We start from the raw sequence: 21,637 nt of genomic DNA, 5'->3' as shown, positions 1-21,637 counted from the left end.
GCACGATACCGATCAGCGCACGCGGTTGGCGCCCATTGGCGGGCATCCGCTCCGGCGCGCACCCGTGCGGTGCAAGGACTAGCGTCGGAGAAGAACAGGTGGACGAGGAGGCGTGGGTGAGTCGCAAACTCGGGGACATCCTGGTCGATTGGGGGGCGATCACCCCCGCTGAACTACAGCGCTGCTTGGCGCTGCAGACACAGGAACCACCTCGCCGCCGGCGTCGGCTGGGGCGCATCCTGCTCGCTGAGGAACGCGTCACCGAAGTCACGCTGGCCGCGGCCCTGGCGGAGTCGCACGGCCTACGCGCCGTCGACCTGTCCGAGGAGGAGATCGACCCGCAACTGGCCCGTTCCATTCCCCAAGTGGTCTCCAAGCGGGCCCTGGTGCTGCCGATGTCGATCCACGAGAACACGCTGCGCATCGCGGCCGCCGACCCCGTCGACGTGGTAGGGCTCGACGACGTCCGATTGCACCTGCAGCGGCGCTACAAGGGCCTGCGGGTGGAGGTCGTGGTGGCTCCGGAGAGCCAGGTGCGGCGGCGGCTGGCTGCGACGTGGAGCGAGGCCAACGCAGTGGATGCCCTCGAGGGCTTCGACACTGAGTCGACCACGGTGGTCGCCGAGGAGGAGACCTCCAGCACCGACGCCGGCGCAGTGTCGACCGTGCACCAGATCATGAGCATGGCCATCCGACTGGGCGCCAGCGACATCCACATCGAGCCCATGTCCGACGAGGTCCGGGTCCGGATGCGCGTCGACGGATCGTTGCGCAAGGTCATGGCGCTGCCCAAGTCGGGGCAGTCGCCGCTGACTTCCCGGGTCAAGATCATCGCGAACATCGACATCGCGCAGAAGCGCATCCCCCAGGACGGCCGGGCCCGGATCGTGCTGGACGGCCTGCACCGCAACGTGCGGGTGTCGACGCTGCCCACTCTGCACGGCGAGAAGGTCGTGATCCGGCTGCTCACCGACGTCGGGGAACTGCCCGCACTCAGCGCCCTGGGCATCCCGCCCCAGGGCATGCAGATCGTCCATCACGCGCTGCGTAGTTCGCAAGGACTGGTCCTCATCACCGGACCCACCGGATCGGGCAAGACCACCACCTTGTACTCGGCGATCCACGAGGTGGTGACCGGGGACCGCAACCTCATCACGCTCGAGGAACCCGTCGAGATCGAGTTGCCCGGGGTCAGCCAGGTCCAGATCGACGAAAAGGCGGGGATGACGTTCGCCGCGGGACTGCGCGCGGTCCTGCGGCAGGACCCGGACATCATCATGGTGGGCGAGATCCGCGACAAAGTGACCGCGGATCTGGCGATCCGAGCCGCACTCACCGGCCACCTGGTCCTGGCCACGGTGCACACCATCGACGCCCCCTCGGCGGTGATCCGCCTGGTCGACATGGGTGTCCCCCGGTACCTCATCGCGTCCTCCTTGAACCTCGTCATCGCGCAGCGCCTGGTCCGCAAGCCGTGCCGGCACTGTGCACAGCCACAGGCGCCGGATGCCGAGACCCGGGCGCGGCTACGTCTCACCGATGCCCAGGCCACCGCGATGATCGTCGGCCGAGGCTGTGAGCGGTGCGAGGGTCAGGGATACCGGGGCCGCACCGGCGTGTACGAGTTGCTCCCCGTCAACAAGGCGGTCCGGTCGGCGCTGATGTCCGGCGGGAACGAGGAGACGCTGGCGCAAGCCGCCCGCACCTCCGGGTGGCGCACCCTGATGGAGGCAGGGGTGGACGTGGCCGCGCAGCGTCAGACCACTGCGGAGGAGCTCCTGCGCGTGTTGCTGTCGGGCGCGGTCTGAGCCCTGGCAGTTGCTGCGGGGCCGATCGCTGACCGGGCGAAGCGCGAGGTTGGAGAACATGAATGAGGGTGGAGAATCCACACGTGGGTTCTCCACCCTCGTGGCCCTGGTCCGGTGTCAGGCGTCGACCCGGACCTGCTCGGGCCGGGCGACGCCTCCGGCCTCAGGGGACCATCCCGGTGAACCGAACACGTACAGCCACCGGTGTCGCCAGGTCCGCGCCACGACCACATCTCGCCCGATCGCGGCGAACTCCTGCCAGGCGACCTTCACGGGGTTGTAGGTCGAGATGTTCTTCGTGAGGCCGTACACGACGCCGCGCCGCTCGGGCACGAACGAGCCGAAGATGCGGTCGAAGACGATGAGGATGCCGCCGTAGTTCGTGTCCAGGTACTCCGGGTTGGCGCCATGGTGGACGCGGTGATGGCTCGGCGTGTTGAACGTGAACTCGAACCAGCGCGGCATGCGGTCGATGCGCTCAGTGTGGATCCAGTACTGGAACAGCAGGCTCAGCGAGTGCATGAACGCCCACTGCGCCGGAGTGAAACCGACGACCATGACCGGCACGTAGAAGATCCACGAGGTCAGTGGTGTCCAGGACTGCCGCAGGGCCGTGGAGAGGTTGAAGTACTGCGAGGAGTGGTGCGTGACGTGCGCCGCCCAGAAGAACCGCGACTCGTGATGCACGCGATGGAACCAGTAGTAGCAGAAGTCGTCGAGCACGAAGAGCACCAGGAACGCCCCGGCCACTGCGAGCGCCGAGCCTGTCACCAGGACCTGACCCAGATCCAGGACGGCGAACCGCGCGAAGAATGTCAGGAACGCCAACTGGACACCCGCGAGTGCCGCCCCCACGACCAGCGAGCCCAGCCCCATGATCAACGATGTACGACTGTCGCGGGTGTCGTAGCCGCGCTGAGTACCCTCCGGCCGGCGCCAGTGGAGGAACACTTCCAGGGACATCGTGAGGATGTACAGCGGAATGGCGACCACCGTCAGGTCGGGCATGTTCTCCAGCACGCGTCACACTCCCCTAAAGGCCGGACACCGGCACCGCTCGCGACGACGTCGTCAGTGTCCCGTTGCCCAACTGCCCCGAACTGTTGGACCCCCAGCACAGACTGCCGGACGCCGTGACCGCGCACGAGTGGTAGCCGCCGGCCACAGCCGCGAGTGCATTGGTCACACCACTGACTCGTGTCGGGCTGCTCCGGTCGACCCCGGTTCCATCGCCGAGCCGGCCGGCCGAGTTGCGCCCCCAGCACCGCACCACCCCGGTGCTTTGGGCGGCGCAGGTGTGATACGCGCCGGCACTCAGCGACACCGCACCGGTCAGCGCCAACGGGGTGGGCGTCAGGCGATCAGTGGTCGTGGCATCACCGAGCTGGCCGTAGTCGTTGGCGCCCCAGCACGACACCGAGCCGTCGGCCATGAGAGCGCAGGTGTGGAAGACACCTGCGGTCACCGCCTTCACCGTTGCGGTGGTGGGCCGGACCGGCACCGACGAATCGGTTCTCGTGTTGTTGCCCAGTTGGCCGCTGTCGTTGGCGCCCCAGCAGCGCACGGACGCGTTGGCCAGCGTGACACACGTGTGGGCGTAGCCGGCCGTGACGGACACGGCGGTCGTGATGCCGGGGACGGTCACCGGCATCGGCTCGAACCCAGCAGGAGGTGATCCGAGTTGACCCCGCTCGTTGGCGCCCCAGCACCTCACCCCCCCAGAGGTCAGCACAGCGCAGGTGTGATTCACGCCGGTGGCGATGTCGACGGCGTCGGGGATGTCGACAGACACCGGTTCCAGCGCGTCGCTGGTGTCGCCGCGCCCGAGTTGCCCGGAGTCATTGCGACCCCAGCACCGCACAGTGCCTCCCCGCTGGCGGGCACACGAGTGGTCACCACCCGCGGCGACCTGCACGACGTCGGGCAGGTCCACGAGCACTGGTTCGGTCGCGTCGGTGGTGCTGCCATCGCCGACCTGACCGTGCTCGTTGGCGCCCCAGCACTCGGCGACGGTCGACTGCGCGCTGCCACCCACCTCGCCCTTCGAGTCCACGTCTTGGAGCACGGCACAGGTGTGCTGCATGCCTGCCACGATCTGCGCGGCCACCCCCTTGGTCCGGGTGGTCAGCGTGGCGGGCCTGCTGATGTTACCGGCGACGTCCACCATGAAGACGCTGTAGCTGTACGTCGTGTGCGAGCGCAGCCCGTCATCCGTCACTGACGTCGCCAGCCGGTCGCCTGGCACGACGCGGCCGTCCTCGAGCCCCGACGGCGGCAGTGAGCCCTGCTTGCGCCGGATCGCCACCGATTGCAGGTCGGGGGCCTGACCGTTGACCCATCGCAGGGTGATGTGGTCCAGGCCGCGGTCGACCACGCCCACGCCGGTCGCAGGGCTCGGCGGGTAACTGTCGGTCTTCGGGTTCCATGAGTACTGCAGGCGCAGGACCGCGCGCTTGCGTTTCTGAACGCGTATCTTCACGGGCAGATCCGGTACCGCGGCCGTACCACCGTCGGCGACGATGGGGGCGGCCCACACGCGGTAGGTCCCCGGCCGCAGGTTGCGCAACTTGCCGGCCCGCGGCAGCTTCTTGCGGTACTTCTTGCCGGCGATGGTGATCTTGGCCGATTGTCCCTGGGGGACGCCCTGGGCGACAACCTTCAGAGTGCCTTTGTCGGCGCGCTTCTTGGCCGCCACGAGGATCGGCGCCGAGACCGGCACCTCCGCCGAGGCCGGCGGCAGCGGCAGCAAGGCGATGACCGGCAGCAGCGCAGCCGCCCTCACCCATCGCCTCATCATCGTCGTCCTCGCCCTTTCAGTCCCGGTTGCCGCTTCGGCCGCGCCAGCGTGCTTGTGCCCCGGGGGTGAGCAGGTAACCACACCCCGCGCCGAGCCCCGCCCCCATGGCGACGGTCGGCTGGGTGAGCACCTCGCTGTCCAGCAAGCGGCCCAGCGCCCACACGATCAGCGCCGTGACCGCGACGACGAGCAGGGCGATGCCGATGGACTTTCCCATCCTGCGAGCGTAATTGACGCACGGCCCTGATCGTGGCAGGTGTGGCCACAAGGGGCGATGTGACGTTGTCGCCGGGCCGGTGGCTGACACTCGGCGAGTGCGCATTCGTGCGGATTCGCCGGGGCCGGCGGCCGGCGGGAGGCGTCCGGGTTCAGGCCTGGACGCCGCGGAAACCACGCAGCCGCAGGCTGTTCAGCACCACGAACACCGATGAGAAGGCCATCGCGGCCCCGGCGATCATGGGCGTGAGCAGGCCGGACATCGCCAACGGGATGGCGGCGCTGTTGTAGGCAAAGGCCCAGAAGAGGTTCTGCTTGATCGTGCGCAGCGTCTGCCGGCTCAAGCGGATGGCGTCGACGACGGCCAGCGGGTCGTTGCGCACCAGCGTGATGTCGCTGGCCGCGATGGCCACGTCGGCGCCGGCTCCCATGGAGATCCCCAGATCCGCTGTGGCCAGTGCCGCGGAATCATTGACCCCGTCACCGACCATCGCCACGAGGGCCCCACCCGCCTGCAGGTCGGCCACCGCCTGCTGTTTGTCCAGAGGTTTCACCTCGGATACGACCTCGTCGATCCCCACCTCAGCCGCGACAGAGCGGGCGGCAGCGCGGGTGTCCCCGGTCAGCAGCACCGTCCGCAGACCCAACGCGTGAAGTTCGGCTACCGCCTGCCTGCTCGTTGGTCGCAGGGTGTCGCTGACAAGCACCTCCCCCCGGAGGGTCCCGCCCCAGGCGGCGAACACGGCCGCCTCGTCGGTCACGTCATAGCCGAGTTCGCGCATCCATCGCGACGTGCCGGCCACCACCTGCACGCCGTCAACCACACCCCGCACACCCCGGCCCGGAACCGCCTGGAACCCCTGCAACTGACCGCGGGCTGGCAGGGCGGCGGCGATCGCGCGCCCCACCGGGTGCTCGCTGGCCGACTCCACTGTGCCCACGAGTCGTTCGAAGTCCGGGTCCTCCGTCAAGATCTGCACCTCGATGCGTCCCTGCGTGAGCGTGCCGGTCTTGTCCAGGATCACCGTGTCGATGGCGCGCGTGCGCTCGAGGATCTCGGGCCCGGAGATGAGAATCCCCAACTGCGCACCCTTGCCGGTGCCGACGAGGATCGCCGTGGGGGTCGCCAGACCGAGCGCACAGGGGCACGCGATGATGAGCACGGCGACCGCGGCGGTGAAGGCAGCCGTCCAGCTGCCTCCGGCGACCAGCCAGCCGAAGGCGGTGAGGACCGACAGCACCAGCACCACGGGCACGAACACCGACGACACGCGGTCGGCCAGGCGCTGCACCGGCGCCTTGCCGGTCTGCGCGCGCTCCACCGCGGCCGCAATCTGCGCCAGCTCCGTGTCCGCACCCACGCGCTCGGCCCGCGCGATGAGCCGGCCGGTCTGGTTGACCGCAGCACCGATGAGCCGGTCGCCCGGACCGACGTCGACGGGCAAGGACTCACCTGTGATCAGGGCGTTGTCCACCGACGAGTCACCGGCGACCACGACGGCATCGGTGGCCACCTTCTCTCCCGGCCGGACGACGAACTCATCGCCCACCCGCAGGTGCGAGACGGGCACGAGGACCTCGACGCCGTCCCGCAGCACCGTGGCCTCCTTCGCGCCCATCCTCAACAGTGCGGTCACAGCCTCCCCCGCGCGGTCCTTGGCCCGGGCCTCGGCGTAGCGCCCGGCCAGCAGGAAGGTGGCGACGGTGACGGCGACCTCGAAGTAGATGTGCCCGCCGGTGAACAGGGCCACGATTGACCAGCCGTAGGCGGCCAGGATCCCCAGGCTGACGAGCGTGTCCATGGTTGTCGACCCATGCCGTGCGGCCTTGAACGCCGCCCGGTGGAACGGCCACGCCGCCCAGAAGACCACGGGCGTGGCCAGGGCCGCGATCAACCACATCACGGTCATCGACGGCATCGCCATGGACAGCACGACGACTGGCACGGCCAGCACGGCGGCGGTGATCAGACGGCGCAGCAGTGTGGGGTCGGTGTGGTCGTGCTCGGAGTCGGGATGGTGTGCCGACGCACCGTAGCCGGCCTTCTCCACGGCTGCGACACAGTCGTCGACGTCGACTCCCGCCGGCAGTTGCACGTGGGCCGAGTGGGTCGCGAAGTTCACCGTCGCGGCCACCCCGGGCAGCGCATTGAGCCTCTTCTCGATGCGCGCCGCACATGATGCGCACGTCATGCCCTCGAGGTCGAGATCGACGCTGCTGCTCACGACCATGGTCAACGCCGCAACCCGGGTGCGGTATTCCGCCGGCGCTCCTCAGGCGTTGCGCACGAACAGGCCCAGCACCGCCGCCAGAGTCAGGACCGAGCGCGGCTCGTAAGCCGCACGCCACAGCCCGCCGTGGTTGGCCGCGTCGGCGAACAGGTCCATGGGGTTGCGCAAGTCCCGCCGCGGGTTCGACGCCGACTGCGGGTCGTGCAGGTCACGCACGAGCAGCGCTGCCATGAGGGTGTTCGCCGTGGCCGGGGAGAACACCTCGACACCGAACTGACCGGCTCCCGCATACGCGGCCGCGAGGGCCCGGCTCTTCACCACCGAGCGGGTGCGGGTGGCCGGCGCGACGTTCAGCGACACCCGGCGACCGGCCTCCCGCGCCACGATCGCCCGCCATCGCTGCAGTCGCTTGGCCAACGCGTAGTTCGGCCCCTGTTGTGGCACCAGGCAATCGGCGATCCCGACTTCCCTTCCGGTGTCGTCGATCACGGTCTCCCGGTAGGCCGGCTCGAAGAGGTTCGCCAACTGCAACGGCGCCTGCAGGACACGGCGGGTACGCCGGCGCCGCCATCGGTCGCGGGCCATCGCCACGGCGTCCTCGGGGACTGCGAACACATCGGTGGGGGTGGCCAGGAAGGCCAAGGACAGCTCCGAGTTGCTGCGGGAGAGCGCCACGGTCACAGCGTCGATCGCCATCGACACCCGCACGTGGGAAGCGCCGTCGGCGTATGCGTAGTTGCCCAGGATGAACGGCCCGTCGATGTCCCTGAGCCAGGACAGCAATGCGTCGGTCCGCTCGATCATGTCGATGCCGGCCAGGCCGGCCACCTTGGCATCCGACGCGGTGTCCAGGTTCACCGAACCGCGCGGGATCGGCACCGCCAGCCGACCGGCCGACTGCTTGGCGATGGCCATGATCGCGTTCCAGCGGTCAGCCTGCGGAAGGTCGACGGCGTAGACCGTGGCCCCCCAGTCGAGCAACTGCCGCAACGGGCCCATCTCCGCACCCGCACCGAGCAGCGCCAACTGCAGATCGCGCAGATCCAGCCAATGCGGGTTGGCCATCACCGCGCGCACGGCATCGGCGAACGACGGCTCTGCGACGCCGCGTGACACCCACTCATCGAGCTGCCGGTGCAGATCTCCACCCGCCAGCCGTTTGCCCTTGTACGGCACGGAGAACTGACCTCGGCGGTCATTGCGCCCGATCACCTCGAAGGTGTCCATGCCGGGGTGGTTGCTGACCGACAACGTGCTCAGCAACGGACTGTCGCTGCCGTCGGCGGACCACACGAACCGGTCGTGCAGAGAGTCGAGTCCCGACTGCGAGATCGTGACCGCCGCCTGCGGGTTCGCCGCCGCGGCCACCACCAGTTCCCGGATCGCCGACAGGTAGCCGCCCCGCCAGTCCTTGATGGCCTCGACCCGGCGCGCGGCAGCAGGGCTCACCTCCCGCAGGGAGTCCGCGATGACCGCGCGACCGGTCGCCGTCGTGCTGCGGGTGCCGCTGCTTGCGGCCGGGAAGTTCACGCCCATCTGCATGGCTGATCACTGTAGTGCGGGACAGCGAACCATCAGATGTCGTAGAACAGCCGCTCCATCACCTGACGCGCCCGGCGGGTCAGTCGTCGGTAGTCCTCCGGCATCGCCCCCCCGTCGTCCGGTGGATAGGACAGCAGGTAAGCCACCCGAGCCAGGGTCCGGTAGTCCGAGGGCACCGAGTCACCGGCCCGCCCGGAACTGAGCATGATGGCGTCCCGGATCGAGGATGCCAGGCGCCACGCCGCGGTCAACCGGTCCCGGTCCGCATCATCGATGAAGCCGAGCAGAGTGGCCTGCTCGAGCGCGGGCAACGTCCGAGTGGTCCGCAGCTCCTCGTGCTCATGTGCGTGCTGCAGTTGCTGCAGTTGCGCCACCCACTCCACGTCGGACAGCCCGCCCCTGCCGAGTTTCAGGTGCAGCGCAGGATCGGCTCCGCGGGGCAGACGCTCGGCTTCCATCCGGGCCTTCAGCCGCCGCATCTCGACGAGGTCCTTCTGCGGCACTCCGCCGGCCGGGTAGCGCACGGGATCGATCAGCGCCACGAAGTCGTCCTGCAGCGGCGGTGAGCCGGCGACGGGCCGCGCCCGGAGCAGGGCCTGCGCCTCCCACGCCGCGGACCAGCGGTTGTAGTAAGCAGCATACGAGGCCAGTGAGCGCGCCACTGGGCCGTTGCGGCCCTCTGGGCGCAGGTCGGCGTCGAGGTCGATCGGCGGGTCGGCCGACGGCAGCGACAGCAGGCGCTGCAACTCGGTGGCGACCCCGGTGCCGGCGGCAGCGGCTACCGACTCGTCGACGCCGTCACGCGGGCGGTATACGAACATGACGTCGGCATCCGAGCCGTACCCAAGTTCCTGCCCCCCGTAGCGACCCATCCCGATGACGACGAACTCCACGAGGTCCTCGGCCGGCACATCATCGACTCGAACACTCTGCGTGGCCACCGCCAGGGCCGCCTGGATCGTCGCGTCCGCGATGGCACTCAGGGCCAGGCCCACCTGCTCGACGTCGAGCAGGGAGAGCAGGTCGGCAGCCGCGATCCGGAACAGCTCGCGCCGCCGGGTGGCCCGGATCGCGACGATCGCGCCGCCTCCGGATCGGCCTGCCGCAGCCCGGCGGTGAGTGCCTCCGCGGCGACATCGGCGGCAGGCCGCGGCGCGAGTTGCTCGTCGTCGGCGAGGATCTGGACCGCCTCCGGAGCCCGCAATAGCAGGTCGGTGGCGTAGCGTGACGAGGCCATGACGTGTGCCATCCGCTCGGCAGTGTGCGACTCATCGCGCAGCAGCCGCAGATACCAGGGGGTCGACCCCAGCGCATCGGAGACCCGCCGGAACCCCAGCAGCCCGGCATCCGGGTCGGGGCAGTCCGCGAACCACCCGAGCATCACCGGCAACAACGTCCGCTGGATCGCGGCGCGTCGGCTCACGCCGTTGGTCAGCGACTCAAGGTGACGAAGCGCACCGCGCGGATCCTGGTAACCCAGCGCCCGCAGGCGCTCCTCAGCGGCTTCCGGCGTCAACCGCGCCTCTCCGGGATCCAGACGGGCCACGGCGTTGAGCAGCGGCCGGTAGAACAACTTCTCATGCAGCCTGCGGACCTGCCGGACCTGTTTGGCGAAGGCGGCCTCGATCTCCGCGGCCGGGTGGGTGCGCATGCCCATTGAGCGCGCGACGATGCGCAACTCCGGCTCCCGATCGGGGAACAGGTGGGTGCGCCGCATCTGGCGCAACTGGACACGGTGCTCGAGGATGCGCAGGAAGCGATAGGCGTTCGCCATCCCGGCGGCGTCCACCCGGGCCACGTACCCCCACGTGGCCAGACTCTCCAAGGCGCTGAACGTGGCCGGTGACCGCAGCGTGACATCGCTGCGGCCGTGCACCAGTTGCAGGAGTTGCACCGCGAACTCCACGTCGCGCAGACCACCGCGGCCCAGTTTGATCTCCCGGGCGGCCTGCTTCTCGGGGATGTGCGCCTCGACCCGTCGGCGCATGGCCTGCACGTCATCGACGAAATTCTCGCGGTCGGCCGCGGTCCATACGAAGTCGACCACGGAATCCACGTAGCGGGCGCCCAGGTCGAGGTTGCCTGCTGCCGGCCGCGCCTTCAGCAGTGCCTGGAACTCCCAGGTCTTGGCCCACTTGCGGTAGTACGCGACGTAGGAGTCGATGGTGCGGACCAGCGCCCCGGCCTTCCCCTCCGGGCGCAGCGCGGCGTCCACCTCCCAGATCGAGCCCTCCGAGGTGGCGGCGTTGGCGATCTGCATCAACCTGCTGGCGATCTGCTGCCCGGCGCGCAGCGCGACCTGGGCCGGAACCTCCGGTGTGCGCGGTTCGGCCACGAACACCACGTCCACGTCCGAGATGTAGTTCAGTTCGCGGGCGCCACACTTGCCCATCGCGATGACCGCGAGGTCGACCGCCGCGGCGGCCTCCCCAACCTCCCGGACGGCCAACTCGTAGCACCCCTGCAGAGCCGCATCGGCCAGGTCCGTCAGTTGGGTCATGGTGGTCTCCAGGGAGGCCTCACCGCACAGATCCCGCGCCGCGACCCCCACCAGCTCCCGGCGATACGCCACGCGCAGGCCGAGCATGGGGTTCTCCGCAGCCAGCGCGGCGAGGATTCGGCCACGGGCGCCCTGCGTCGAGTCATCGGTCACCGCCACCACGTACTCGGGGTAGCGCCGCAGGAAATCCCCCAGGCTCTCCGACAGCCCGAGCAGGGACAGCAACCTCGCCTTGTGCCCCGGGTCGCCGAGCACGTGGCGGACACCGTCCGGATTGTCGCTGGTCAGGTCCGTGAGCATCTGCAGGGCCCGGTCGGGGTCGGCGGCCACCCCGAAGTCACCGGGGTCGAGCAGGCCGGCCAGGGCACCGTCCACGAGGTCCTGGATCCGTGCGCCGGCGTTCTTGGCATCGACGAAGCCGGTGCGGACCAGATCGGTCTGCAGACTCGCCTGCCGGGGACTCATAGCGACAAGTACCGGTCCAGTTCGAACTGGGTCACGTGCTTCTTGTACTCGGCCCACTCCGCCTTCTTGTTGCGCAGGAAGAAGTCGAACACGTGCTCGCCGAGGGTCTCGGCGACCAGTTCCGACCCCTCCATGGCCACGATGGCCTGCTCCAGGCTGCCCGGCAGCGGCTGCAGGCCCAGGGCCCGCCGCTCGCCGTCGGTGAGCGACCAAACGTCGTCCTCTGTGGCCGCGGGCAGTTCGTACTTCTCCTCGATGCCCTTCAGTCCCGCTGCGAGGATCACCGCGTAGGCCAGGTAGGGGTTCGCAGCGCTGTCCAGCGAGCGGAACTCGATGCGGGTCGACTGCCCCTTGGCCGGCTTGTACATCGGGATCCGGATCAGTGCCGAACGGTTGTTGTGCCCCCAGCAGATGTAGCTGGGAGCCTCCATGCCACCGGCCAGGCGCTTGTAGGAGTTGATCCACTGGTTGGTCACCGCGGTGATCTCCGGGGCGTGCGTGAGCAGCCCGGCGATGAACTGCCGCGCGATCACCGACAACTGCAGGTCGGCACCCGGCTCGAAGAAGGCGTTCGCGTCGCCCTCGAACAGGCTCACGTGGGTGTGCATGCCCGAGCCGGGGTGATCGGTGTACGGCTTGGGCATGAAGGAGGCAACCACACCGTGCTCGAGCGCCACCTCCTTGACCACGAGGCGGAACGTCATGATGTTGTCCGCGGTGGTCAGGGCGTCGGCGTACCGCAGGTCGATCTCCTGCTGACCCGGGCCGCCCTCGTGGTGGGAGAACTCCACGGAGATGCCCATGTGCTCGAGCGTGGAGATGGTCGTGCGCCGGAAGTCCTGGCCGGCCGGGCGCGGGCTGTGGTCGAAGTAACCCACGTTGTCCATCGGGACGGGCTCGCCGGTCGGCCCGGCCTGCTCGTTGAACAGGAAGAACTCGATCTCCGGGTGGGTGCCAGAACGTGAAGCCCTGCTGAGCAGCCCTGGCGAGTTGGCGCTTGAGCACCCACCGCGGATCCGCGTACGACGGCGACCCGTCGGGCAGGAGGATGTCGCAGAACAGCCGCGCGACCGGCATGTCGTCACCGCGCCAGGGGAGGATCTGGAAACTCGATGGGTCCGGCTTGGCGAGCATGTCGGACTCGGTGACCCGTGAGAACCCCTCGATCGCCGAGCCATCGAAGCCCAGCCCCTCGGCGAAAGCCCCCTCCAACTCCGCCGGAGCGATCGACACCGACTTCAGGATGCCCAGCACGTCGGTGAACCACAGGCGCACGAACCGGATGTCGCGCTCCTCGATCGTGCGCAGCACGTACTCGGTCTGCTTGTCCATGGCCCCATCCTGCCGTATGGGTCGCCCTCGGCGACGACCGTGATCCTCGTGCGGCCAGTCCTCCGACCGGGGTCCTTTGCCAGACTGGGGGCATGGCTCGGATCCGGATCGCGCTGGCACAGGTCAACCCCACGGTCGGGGATCTTCTCGGCAACCGGGCGCTGGTGGTGGAGTCGACCGCACAGGCGGCCGCCGCCGGGGCGGATCTGGTCGCCTTCCCCGAGATGATGCTCACCGGCTACCCCGTGGAGGACCTCGCCTTGCGGCGGAGTTTCCAGCGTGCCTGCGACCGCTCCGTGCAGACGCTGGCCAACGATCTGGAGGCGGCCGGCCTCGGGGACGTCGCCGTGGTCGTCGGCCACCTGGCCCCGCCACCGGCCGACGCGACGGATCACCGCGGTTACAACGCCGCGGCGGTCCTCCACGGCGGCCTGGTGGTCGCCGACTACGCCAAACACCACCTGCCCAACTACGGCGTCTTCGACGAACAGCGTTACTTCCGGCCCGGGCAGCAGCCGTTGCGGTTGCGCATCGGGGGCGCGGATGTGGCGGTGGCCGTCTGCGAGGACATCTGGGTCAGTGCCGGGCCGCTGACCCAACTGGCCGACGACCCGCCGGGGATGCTGCTGGTCCTCAACGGCAGCCCGTACGAGCGGAACAAGGACGACGTGCGACTCGGCCTCTGTGCACGCCGGGCACGGGATCTCGGCTGCACCGTGGCCTACGTGAACATGTGGGGTGGCCAGGACGAACTGGTATTCGACGGCGACTCGCTGGTCGTCGGACCGCAGGGCGAGTTGATCGCGCGTGCTCCGCAGTTCGTCGACCACATCCTGGTCACGGACCTGGATCTGCCCGACGGTGAGGCACCCCCTGACGTCAGCCTGCCCTCGCGGGCACACGACGACACCGCCGGTCCCTCAGTGGCCGAACCCCTCAGCGACGCCCGCGAGGTCTACCTCGCCCTGGTGACCGGTCTGGGCGACTACGTGCGCAAGAACGGGTTCCGGTCGGTGGTGCTGGGCATGTCCGGTGGCATCGACAGCGCGCTCGTCGCCGCCATCGCGTGCGACGCGGTCGGCGCCCAGAACGTGTACGGCGTGCGGATGCCCAGCGAATACTCCTCCGAACACTCCCTGGCCGATGCCGCCCAGTCGGCTTCGCTCACGGGCATGAACCTGCGCACCGTTCCAATCAGTGACATGGTGGCGGCCTACCAGCAGAGCCTCCACCTCGATGGCCTGGCGGCGGAGAACCTCCAGGCGCGGGTCCGCGGCGCCATCCTGATGGCGATCAGCAATTCCGAGGGTCAGCTGGTGCTCGCGACGGGGAACAAGAGCGAACTGGCGGTCGGCTATTCGACGATCTACGGCGACGCAGTCGGGGGTTTCGCCCCCATCAAAGACGTACCCAAGACCCTGGTGTGGCAGATGGCACGGTGGCGCAACGAGTCGGCGGTCCGGGAGGGCCGGCCGGGTCCGATCCCGGAACGCAGCATCGAGAAGCCCCCGTCAGCGGAGTTGCGCCCCGGCCAGTTGGACTCGGACTCCTTGCCGGATTACCACGAGCTCGACGCACTGCTCGAGGCGTACGTCGGGTCGGACATGGGTGCGACGGAACTCGTGGCGGCTGGTTTCGACCCGGCCCTGGTGTCGCGAGTGGTACACCTCACCGACGCAGCGGAGTGGAAGCGCCGGCAGTACCCGCCGGGGCCGAAGATCAATTCCCGGGCCTTCGGCCGCGACCGCCGCCTGCCCATCACGAACCGGTGGCGCGAGCCTCTGGACTGAGCAGCCCGGACAGGATGAGGTCGACGACATCACCGATGCTGACCTCCCCGGGTCCATACCCGCGCGCCCGGTGCATGCCGACCAGGACTGCCGGGGCACTCAGGGCGGTCACGATGACGTCGGTCGCCACGTCCCTGCGCAGGTGACCCTCCTGCTGACCCCGTGCCACAACCGCGCGCAAGGCGTCGCGCCGCGGCTCGACGACCTGGGTCATGTACTTCTCACGCAGAGTGGGCATCTGCTGCATCGCCACCAGCCAGGTGGGTGTCAGACCCGCCGCATGCGCACCGGAGACCCAGTCGAGCAGCCGGACGAGAGCCTCGCGCACCGGCAGGCCGGACACGTCGGGCATGCTCTCGTTGACGGCCTCGAAACCCGCTGCGACCAACTCGGCGCGGGAACGGTACCGGCGGTAGATCGCGGCTTTGCCGACTCCAGAACGCTCCGCGAGCTCGTCGACGGAGAACCCGTCGGGGCCGCGCTCGGCGAGCAGGTCCACCAGGTGCGTGGTCAGCGCCTCGTCGACACGGGGATCCCGCGGCCGTCCGACCTGCGCCGGCGTCACCGCTGCTCCCCGGTCGGTGCCTGCTCGTGCTCGCCATCCTCGGACTCCCCCTCGAACTGGTCCGGGGACAACTCCTGGTCCACGTCGACGTGGCCGGCGTGCCCGCCCCAGGCGGCATGCTCCGGCTGTGCGGGCAGTCGCAGCAGCAGCACGATCAACGCGATGACGATGAGTAGCGCCGAGCCCAGCGCGGCCAGGTGGAAGGCCTGCATGAAACTGTCCACGGCGGCGGACTGGATGGCCGCGGCCTGCTCGGGTTGCAGCACACCGGCGCCGACCGCCCGGCTGGTGGCCTCGTAGGCACCGCCGATGGAATCGGTGACCGGCGTCTGCAGTTGCGCGGGCAGGTCTGAGATCCCGGCGGTGCTGGTCATCGCGTTGCTGTACACGACGGCGACCAGCGACGACAGCACGGCCACTCCGATGGCCGCAGAGACCTGCCGCACTGTGTTCTGCACGGCAGATCCGGCCCCTGCCTTCTCCGGCGGGGTCGCAAGGGTCATCCGGGTCGTGGACGGAGCGATCACGTTGCCGAGCCCGAAACCGAGGAAGAACCACGTGACCAGCAGCACCCACGCGGGGGTCTGCGGTTGTAGCAGGACGAACGAGGCGAACACCAGCCCCGCCAGCGTCAGCCCGAACGTGATGACCCGGCGGGCACCGAATCGTTCCACCATCTTGGCGCTGCGGGGGGCGGCCAGCAGTTGGCCCACAGCCACGGGCAGGGTGAACGCACCGTCCTGCAGCGGGCTGTACCCGCGTACCAACTGCATGTAGAACGCCAGGAACAGCAGCGATCCGGTCATCGCCGCGAACGTCAGGGAGACCGTGGTGAGCGAGGCAGAGAAGGAGCGGATACCGAACAACGACATGTCCAGCGAGGGATGGTCGCTGCGCGCCTCCAGCACGATGAATGTGACCAGGATCGCCACCCCGGCGACGATGCACCCGCCGACGTCCCAGCTGAACCACTCCTGGGTGTCACCGCCGTGCTGGATCCCGTACACGAGCAGCAGCAGGCCGGTGACGCTCAGGACCAGGCCCACCGGGTCAAGGCGACCCGGGTTGGGGTCCTTCGACTCGGGCACCAGCGCGAGGATTCCGATGACGCCGATGATCACGATCGGGACGTTGATGAGGAACACCGAGCCCCACCAGTAGTGCTCGAGCAGGAACCCTCCCAGCAGCGGCCCGATCGCCACCGCACCCCCCACAGACGCAGCCCACAGACCGATGGCCCGGCCGCGCTCGTGCGGCGGAAAGACCACGGTGATGATCGCAAGTGTCACCGGCAGTACCGATGCGCCGCCGATACCCATCAACCCGCGGGCGACGATCAACTGCGTGGGGTCCGAGGCGAATGCGCTCAGCGCGGACGCCAGACCGAACAGCAGCAGGCCGATGACCAGGATTCTCTTGCGGCCGTAGCGATCACCGAGTACGCCCCAGGTGAACAGCAGGGCCGCGAAGACCAAGGTGTACGAGTTGATGGCCCAGACGATCTCGTTCTGGGTTGCGCCGAGATCCTCCTGGATGGTCTTGATGGCCACATTCAGCACGGTGTTGTCGAGGACCACCACCAGCAGGCTCGTGACCAGGACCGCGAGGATCTGCCAACGACGGGGATGCCCAGTGGGCTTGTCCATGGGGGCGCCTTTCGAAACGGAACAGTTCCGTATCCTACGGATTCCTCCGAAAATCACAACCCGTTGCCTCTTCACCTACCTCGGCCTGATGTGGCACCATGAAGGCGTCCGGGGACTCACCGTGAGCCTCGAGGCTGGAGGTAACCCTCATGTCCGAATCCCTCTACGGCCCCGCCACTGGTCGTCGCGTGACGACCAAGGACCTCGCCGCCGCCAAGGAGCGCGGGGAGAAGTGGCCGATGATCACCGCCTACGACGCCCTCACCGCAGGTCTGTTCGACGCTGCCGGGATCCCTGTGATGCTGGTCGGCGACTCCGCGGCGATGGTCGTCTACGGCCATGACTCGACCATCCCGGTCACGGTCGACGACCTCATTCCCCTGGTGGCGGCGGTCGTGCGCGGTTCGAAGCGCGCGATGGTGGTGGCGGACCTGCCGTTCGGCTCCTATCAGGAGTCCCCGCAGCAGGCGCTGGCCACGGCCACCCGCTTCATGAAGGAGACCGGCGCCCACGCCGTCAAACTCGAGGGTGGCGAACGCGTCCTCCCCCACGTGGAGTTCCTCACCAGCGCCGGCATCCCGGTCATGGCACACCTCGGGCTCACGCCGCAGTCGGTGCACCAGCTCGGCGGCTACAAGGTACAGGGGCGCGGTGAGGCAGGGCAGCGGCTGATCCTCGACGCCAAACACATGGAGCAGGCCGGCGCCTTCGCCGCGGTTCTGGAGGTCGTGCCGGCTGACCTGGCCGAGGCAGCGACCCGGGCGGTCTCCATCCCCACCATCGGCATCGGCGCGGGCCCGCACACCGATGCCCAGGTACTGGTGTGGCAGGACATGGCCGGGCTCACCCGGGCAGGCCACCGAAGTTCGTCAAGCAGTACGCGGATCTGCGGTCAGTGCTGACCGGCGCCGTGCAGACGTGGGCGGGCGAGGTCGTGGCCGGGACGTATCCGGCGCCGGAGCACGAGTACCACTGACACCCTGTCGGGTTGGTTGGGGCTCGGGCAGTTGGTTGAGGTTCAGCGCGCGACGAGCGTCAACCAACTGCACGAGCCCCATCCAACGCCCGTGCAGCGCGGCAGATCGGTGATCCGCACACCCGCGTGCACCTTGTACCGCCGGTTGATCGAGATGAACACTGGCGCTGCACGCAGTTGGTTGACGTTCGGGCAGTTGGTTGACGTTCGGGCAGTTGGTTGAGGTTCAGCGCGCGACGAGCGTCAACCAACTGCACGAGCCGGAACCTGTCAACCTGGTTGGAGTCGGTCTGTGGGGTGTGTCAAGAATCTCGGACACGGCTTGTAGTTCTTGATCATGCTGCCGGCCGGGCAGCGCGGTGGTTGTTCCAGGCTTGCCACGGGGTGCGGTAGGCCAGGGTGGAGTGGTGTCGTTTGCGGTTGTAGAACACCTCGATGTACTCGGCCACGGCATGCCGGGCACGGGCGTGGGTGGGGAACCAGTACCGGTGGTACATCTCGTTCTTCAACGTGGCGAACCAGATTCGGCGGCGGCGTTGTCCTAGCATTGACCGGTGCGTCCCATGCTGCGCGACGCCGAGGGTGGTGCAGCAGCGGGCGAATTCGTCGGAGGTGTACTGGGTCCCGGTCGGAGTGGAACACCGCCCCGGGGGACCAGGTAGCCGTCGTTGTGGGCCATGCGCAGGGCCTGGCAGACCAGATTGGTGCGCATGTGGTCGGCGATCGCCCAGCCCACCACCATCCGGGTGCACAGGTCGATCACGGTGGCCAGGTACAGCCAGCCCTGCCCGGTGCGCAGGTAGGTGATGTCGCCGACCAGCCGGGCCCCGGGGGCCTCGGCGGTGAAGTCCCGGCCGATCGCATCCGTGGGGTATTCGGCGTCGGTGTCGGCCACGGTGGTGGTCTTGTAGGCCCGCGGCTGCACGGCGACCAGGCGCTGGTCGCGCATGATGTCCGCGACCGTGCCGACACTGACCGGCAGGCCGTGTTCGGTGTTCAGCACGTGTGCGATCCGCCGGCAGCCGTAGGTCTGCCGGTACTCGTCGAACACTGACCTCACCGCCTCGGTCAGCGCCGCGTGCCGGGCCGCGGTGGCGGTCACGGTGTCGGCCCGGCCGGCCCAGTCGTAGTAGCTGGAGCGGGGCACGTCCAGCAGCTGGCACATCATCGTGATCGGATAGGTCGCCTTCTCCGCTTCGATCACCAGGCAGCGGTCTGCTACTGGTGCGTCTGGGCGAAGAAGGCCGCTGCTTTTTTTGATCGGGTCACCGGACTGCAGCACCAACTGCACCGCCTCGGCCTTGAACTGCGCACTGAACTTACGACGATTTCCGGACATGCTAGGCATCCTCTCCTAAGTGGGGACCCTGTCCGGAATCCTTGGTACACCCCACTGCGGGTTGTTGCTGGTTCAGGGCCACGCGGGCCATGGGGGTCAGGGCTTGTGGGGGCGTGCGGTAGCGGCTGGGGTTGGCCAGGTAGAGCTGGTCGAGGACAGCTTGGCGCTGGTGATGGATCAGGGTCCAGCTTCCGTCGTGGACGCTGGCTGGGGTGTGCCCGGCCAGGGATGAATGCCGGTGCTGGTTGTTGTACCAGTCGATCAGTTCTGCGGCCCAGGCCCGGGCGTGGTCGATGTCGTGGAAGTGCCGCGGGTATCCGGCCCGGTATTTCGCGGTCTTGAACCAGGCCTCGGAGAACGGGTTGTCGTTGGAGACCCGCGGCCGGTTACGGCTCAGGGCAACACCGAGTTCGCCCATCGTCTTGGCCACGGCTTTCGAGGTCATCGATGCACCTCTGTCGGAGTGCAGCAGGAAGGGCCGTGGCCCTTCCTGCAACGCCTCGCCGAACATGTCCGCGGCCAGGTCATCGACCTCGGCCTGCTCGACCCGCCAGGCCACGATCTTGCGGGAGAACACATCGATCACCGCGTACAGGCAGTAGTTGATCCCCCGGTAGGGCCCGGGAAGCATGGTGATGTCCCACGACCACACCTGCATCGGGGTGAAGGCCTCCCACTGCGGCATCGCGGTGCACCGGCGCTTACGGGTACGTCGCAGCGGCCGGCACGCGGGCAGGTAGGTGTTGGCGATCCGGTACCACGACTTCAGTGAGGCCACCGGCTGTCCGGCGTCCAGCGCCTCGTAGTAGGCCTGGTACACCGACTTCTTGGCCTCGAAGGCAGCGTTCAACTTGCCGATGATCGCCGCGGTCTCGGCCTCGGTCAGCCAGGTGTCGCAGCGCCGCTCGGTATGGGCCACCACACACCGCGACACCGGTCGTGGCCGGTGGCGGTAATGCCACGTCGAGGCCGCTAACCCGATCAGCTTCAACGCCCTGGTCTGCGACCAGCCCGCCGCACGGATGGCCGCGACCAGCTCAGCCTCCGCGTCGTAGAACCCGGCCAGATCCGCGGCCTGCTGCTCGGTCAATCTCCGGTGGTACTGTCCGCGCTCTCGTTCCCGGCGTGCAAGAGCGCGATAGCTTTTCCCAACGCCTCAGCCACCCGCCCCGCCGCGTCGATCTGCGCTTGTTTCGCGGTCAGCGCCTCCTCATGCTCGGCCTCGCGGGCCGCCATGCGCGCGCGCAGCGCCTCGAGTTCCTCGCGTAACCGCACCACCTCGCGGTTGACATTCGAATCGTTCATCCACACTCCCCGAGGCACCAACCCCGTCTCCAGCGTCCCGGAGTACATCTGGGAACGCCACTGCCGGATCTGATACGCACTGATCCCATGCTCAGCCAGATACCGGCCCTTGACCCCATACGGAGTCTCCAAATACGCAAACACATGCTCCCGGCGCTGCTCAACAGTCAAACCATGAACTGACATCCTCGATCATCTCCAATCAGGTGACGACCGACTCACAGTCAGACTGACAGGTAGGGAGCTCATCCAACGCCCGTGTACCGGCGGCGGGGGCGACCCAAATCCTCAGGGCAGATCGGTGATCCGCACACCCGCGTGCACCTTGTACCGCCGGTTGATCGAGATGAGGTTCGCGGTCAGCGCTTCCACCTGAGCCGCGTTGCGCAACCGGCCGGCGAACACCCCACGCATCCCCGGGATGCTGTCGGCCAGCGCGATGACCTCGTCGACTGCCTCGCGGTCGTCGCCCAGGACCATGACGTCGATGTCCAACTCGTGGTCGAGATCGGCGAGCAGGACAGCACTCACGTGATGGAACGCCGCAACCACCCGCGCCTGCGGTGCCACAACGGCCGCCTGCTGGGCTGCCGAGCCTTCCGGCACGGGCAGCCCGAAGGCCCCTTGCTTGTCGAACCCCAGCGGGTTGACGCAGTCGACGAGCACCTTGCCGGCAACGGCGTCGGCCACCTCTTCGACGATGGCCGCGTGTCCCTCGTACGGGACCGCCACCACCACGACGTCACCCTGTTCGGCGGCGTCGCGGTTCCCCGCGCCCCGCACTCCGATCTCCGCGGCCACGGCCTGTGCCCGTTGTGGGTCCCGGGAGCCGAGCACCACATCGAATCCGGATTTCGCCCAGCGTGCCGCCAAACCTTTGCCCTGAGGTCCGGTGCCACCGAGCACCGCGATCGTCGTCATGGCCGCCAGTGTGTCAAAGGCCGGTGGCGGGCCCCGCTGCGGATCCGGGGAACCCTCGGATCAGTCGGCGTCCTTACCGAGCCCGGTGTCCGGGTGCCGGCCCCAGTCCTTCTCGGCCGCGTCGTAGTCCTCGTTGCGCTTGCGGGCGATCTCGAACGCGTGCGAGGCCTGGTCCTCGGACTCGTACGGACCGAGGCGTTCGGA

13 protein-coding genes and 4 pseudogenes are annotated in these 21,637 nt (G+C 68.5%); 3 read left to right on the top strand and 14 right to left on the bottom strand.

The genetic code is table 11. The features are described from left to right. Window positions 1-98: 98 nt before the first annotated feature. On the top strand, window positions 99-1,808 hold the full coding sequence (locus tag IPG68_14365) for a type II/IV secretion system protein (GenBank protein ID MBK6764367.1): 1,710 nt from the start codon (window positions 99-101) through the stop codon (window positions 1,806-1,808). Between the two features lie 117 nt (window positions 1,809-1,925). Here IPG68_14365 and IPG68_14360 read toward each other — a convergent pair whose 3' ends face one another. The 7 genes and pseudogenes from IPG68_14360 to glnA all read right to left on the bottom strand — a co-directional run bounded on the left by IPG68_14360 (window position 1,926) and on the right by glnA (window position 12,891). Beyond that, the gene (locus IPG68_14360; protein ID MBK6764366.1) at window positions 1,926-2,816 is read right to left on the bottom strand and encodes a sterol desaturase family protein; all 891 of its coding nucleotides are present in this window, start codon (window positions 2,814-2,816) and stop codon (window positions 1,926-1,928) included. A 25-nt stretch (window positions 2,817-2,841) separates the two neighbouring features. Then, window positions 2,842-4,605 carry a hypothetical protein gene (locus IPG68_14355; GenBank protein MBK6764365.1) on the bottom strand — a complete coding sequence of 588 codons (1,764 nt, stop codon included), beginning with the start codon at window positions 4,603-4,605 and terminating at the stop codon, window positions 2,842-2,844. A gap of 16 nt (window positions 4,606-4,621) precedes the next feature. Beyond that, window positions 4,622-4,822, bottom strand: coding sequence for a hypothetical protein (locus IPG68_14350; protein MBK6764364.1), 201 nt, complete (start codon window positions 4,820-4,822; stop codon window positions 4,622-4,624). A gap of 151 nt (window positions 4,823-4,973) precedes the next feature. Continuing rightward, the gene (cadA, locus tag IPG68_14345) at window positions 4,974-7,052 is read right to left on the bottom strand and encodes a cadmium-translocating P-type ATPase (protein MBK6764363.1); all 2,079 of its coding nucleotides are present in this window, start codon (window positions 7,050-7,052) and stop codon (window positions 4,974-4,976) included. Window positions 7,053-7,094: 42 nt separating this feature from the next. Beyond that, window positions 7,095-8,594: a hypothetical protein gene (locus IPG68_14340; protein MBK6764362.1), complete on the bottom strand. Its 1,500-nt coding sequence runs from the start codon at window positions 8,592-8,594 to the stop codon at window positions 7,095-7,097. Between the two features lie 32 nt (window positions 8,595-8,626). Beyond that, window positions 8,627-11,559 (bottom strand): annotated as a pseudogene (locus IPG68_14335) (bifunctional [glutamine synthetase] adenylyltransferase/[glutamine synthetase]-adenylyl-L-tyrosine phosphorylase). Beyond that, a pseudogene (gene glnA / locus IPG68_14330) lies at window positions 11,556-12,891 on the bottom strand (type I glutamate--ammonia ligase). Before glnA ends, IPG68_14335 begins: the two co-directional pseudogenes overlap by 4 nt. A gap of 92 nt (window positions 12,892-12,983) precedes the next feature. Between glnA and IPG68_14325 the strand changes: the two are divergent. After that, window positions 12,984-14,681, top strand: coding sequence for an NAD+ synthase (locus tag IPG68_14325; protein MBK6764361.1), 1,698 nt, complete (start codon window positions 12,984-12,986; stop codon window positions 14,679-14,681). Here the strand turns inward: IPG68_14325 and IPG68_14320 are convergent. Further along, window positions 14,650-15,246, bottom strand: a complete 597-nt coding sequence (locus IPG68_14320; GenBank protein MBK6764360.1) for a TetR/AcrR family transcriptional regulator — start codon at window positions 15,244-15,246, stop codon at window positions 14,650-14,652. The two genes, IPG68_14325 and IPG68_14320, sit on opposite strands and share 32 nt — an antisense overlap. Further along, window positions 15,243-16,892, bottom strand: coding sequence for an MFS transporter (locus IPG68_14315; GenBank protein ID MBK6764359.1), 1,650 nt, complete (start codon window positions 16,890-16,892; stop codon window positions 15,243-15,245). Before IPG68_14315 ends, IPG68_14320 begins: the two co-directional genes overlap by 4 nt. 149 nt (window positions 16,893-17,041) lie before the next feature. Between IPG68_14315 and panB the strand changes: the two are divergent. Beyond that, window positions 17,042-17,868 (top strand): annotated as a pseudogene (gene panB / locus IPG68_14310) (3-methyl-2-oxobutanoate hydroxymethyltransferase). Between the two features lie 335 nt (window positions 17,869-18,203). Here the strand turns inward: panB and IPG68_14305 are convergent. From IPG68_14305 to IPG68_14285, 5 genes and pseudogenes are all read right to left on the bottom strand, one after another. Then, a pseudogene (locus IPG68_14305) lies at window positions 18,204-19,207 on the bottom strand (IS3 family transposase). A gap of 1 nt (window position 19,208) precedes the next feature. Beyond that, window positions 19,209-20,297, bottom strand: coding sequence for an IS3 family transposase (locus IPG68_14300; GenBank protein ID MBK6764358.1), 1,089 nt, complete (start codon window positions 20,295-20,297; stop codon window positions 19,209-19,211). Beyond that, a complete protein-coding gene (locus tag IPG68_14295) occupies window positions 20,294-20,512 on the bottom strand; it encodes a hypothetical protein (GenBank protein MBK6764357.1) in 219 nt (72 codons plus the stop codon). The genes IPG68_14300 and IPG68_14295 overlap by 4 nt, the downstream gene beginning before the upstream one ends. 288 nt (window positions 20,513-20,800) lie before the next feature. Next, on the bottom strand, window positions 20,801-21,433 hold the full coding sequence (gene npdG / locus IPG68_14290) for an NADPH-dependent F420 reductase (protein ID MBK6764356.1): 633 nt from the start codon (window positions 21,431-21,433) through the stop codon (window positions 20,801-20,803). A 60-nt stretch (window positions 21,434-21,493) separates the two neighbouring features. After that, a partial coding sequence (locus tag IPG68_14285; GenBank protein MBK6764355.1) for a hypothetical protein occupies window positions 21,494-21,637 on the bottom strand: 144 nt, incomplete at its 5' end.

The sequence above is a fragment of the Micrococcales bacterium genome, from assembly GCA_016703125.1.
Lineage (GTDB): Bacteria > Actinomycetota > Actinomycetes > S36-B12 > UBA10799 > JADKAV01.
The sequence above is the reverse complement of the archived record's forward strand: the minus strand, read 5'-3'. Positions and strand labels throughout refer to the sequence as shown.

Excerpts from the sequence above, each read along its gene's own strand:
- IPG68_14350 (MBK6764364.1), bottom strand. The coding sequence starts at position 4,822 with ATGGGAAAGTCCATCGGCATCGCCCTGCTCGTCGTCGCGGTCACGGCG.
- IPG68_14315 (MBK6764359.1), bottom strand. The coding sequence starts at position 16,892 with ATGGACAAGCCCACTGGGCATCCCCGTCGTTGGCAGATCCTCGCGGTC.
- IPG68_14355 (MBK6764365.1), bottom strand. The coding sequence starts at position 4,605 with ATGATGAGGCGATGGGTGAGGGCGGCTGCGCTGCTGCCGGTCATCGCC.
- cadA (MBK6764363.1), bottom strand. The coding sequence starts at position 7,052 with ATGGTCGTGAGCAGCAGCGTCGATCTCGACCTCGAGGGCATGACGTGC.
- IPG68_14325 (MBK6764361.1), top strand. The coding sequence starts at position 12,984 with ATGGCTCGGATCCGGATCGCGCTGGCACAGGTCAACCCCACGGTCGGG.
- IPG68_14295 (MBK6764357.1), bottom strand. The coding sequence starts at position 20,512 with ATGAACGATTCGAATGTCAACCGCGAGGTGGTGCGGTTACGCGAGGAA.
- npdG (MBK6764356.1), bottom strand. The coding sequence starts at position 21,433 with ATGACGACGATCGCGGTGCTCGGTGGCACCGGACCTCAGGGCAAAGGT.
- IPG68_14360 (MBK6764366.1), bottom strand. The coding sequence starts at position 2,816 with ATGCCCGACCTGACGGTGGTCGCCATTCCGCTGTACATCCTCACGATG.
- IPG68_14340 (MBK6764362.1), bottom strand. The coding sequence starts at position 8,594 with ATGCAGATGGGCGTGAACTTCCCGGCCGCAAGCAGCGGCACCCGCAGC.